Source organism: Planococcus chinensis (genome assembly GCF_020071995.1).
GTDB classification, from domain to species: Bacteria; Bacillota; Bacilli; order Bacillales_A; family Planococcaceae; genus Planococcus; species Planococcus chinensis_A.
Genome location: NZ_JABWTK010000063.1, coordinates 1 through 256 on the forward strand (window position 1 = coordinate 1; position 256 = coordinate 256).

Below are 256 nucleotides of genomic sequence, written 5' to 3' on the forward strand. Positions count from 1 at the left end.
CCCATTGCGCAAGCAAGTAAGATCCCTCAAAGACGATGAGGTAGATAGGTTCGGGGTGGAAGCGCGGCGACGCGTGCAGCTGACGAATACTAATCGATCGAGGACTTAACCAACACCGTTGTTTTCACCTGTCGCATATCCAGTTTTGAAGGCGCAAGCCGCAAGTTTTTTTCAAAAAAAAGCTTGCAATACCAGGTAGACTTGGTATAATAAAACTTGTCTTTCAAAAACAATCCAGTCCAGTGATGATGGCAAA

The 256-nt window shown here is 45.3% G+C and carries 1 rRNA gene; it reads left to right on the forward strand.

Annotation, left to right across the window (positions count from 1 at the left end):
* A 23S ribosomal RNA gene (locus tag HU147_RS19330) occupies positions 1 to 113 on the forward strand; the annotation flags it as partial.
* Positions 114 to 256: the final 143 nt, after the last annotated feature.